This window comes from Paraburkholderia sp. BCC1885 (assembly GCF_900996235.1).
Classification (GTDB): domain Bacteria; phylum Pseudomonadota; class Gammaproteobacteria; order Burkholderiales; family Burkholderiaceae; genus Paraburkholderia.
Genome location: NZ_CAAJGM010000151.1, coordinates 1 through 454, shown reverse-complemented (window position 1 = coordinate 454; position 454 = coordinate 1). Strand labels below are relative to the sequence as shown.

Genomic DNA, 454 nt, shown 5'->3' with positions numbered 1-454 from the left:
GCCGTGTAGCGGCCGGCGCAGCCGCAGGCGGCTTCCTTGGCGTTCTTCTCGTGCGGCGCGCTGTCGGTGCCGAGGAAGAACCGCGGATTGCCCGAGGTGGCCGCCTCCACCAGGGCCACGCGATGGGTCTCGCGCTTGAGCACCGGCAGGCAGTAGTAATGCGGCCGGATCCCGCCGGTGAAGATCGCGTTGCGGTTGTAGAGCAGGTGATGGGCCGTGATGGTGGCGCCCAGCGTGCCGGGCGCGGCATCCGCATCGCGCACGTAGTCGGCCGCGTCCTTGGTGGTGATGTGCTCGAAGACCACCTTGAGCGCCGGGAAATCGCGGCGCAGCGGCGTCATCACGCGGTCGATGAAGACCTTCTCGCGATCGAACAGGTCGATCTCGGCATTGGTCACCTCGCCGTGCACCAGGAGCGGCATGCCGACTTCCTTCATCGCCTCGAGCGCGCCGG

1 protein-coding gene is annotated in these 454 nt (G+C 68.3%); it reads right to left on the bottom strand.

Annotated features, from left to right (window positions below):
* Positions 1–454, bottom strand: a 454-nt coding sequence (locus FQ755_RS14985) for an amidohydrolase family protein (protein WP_144155452.1), incomplete at both ends; no start/stop codon positions are given.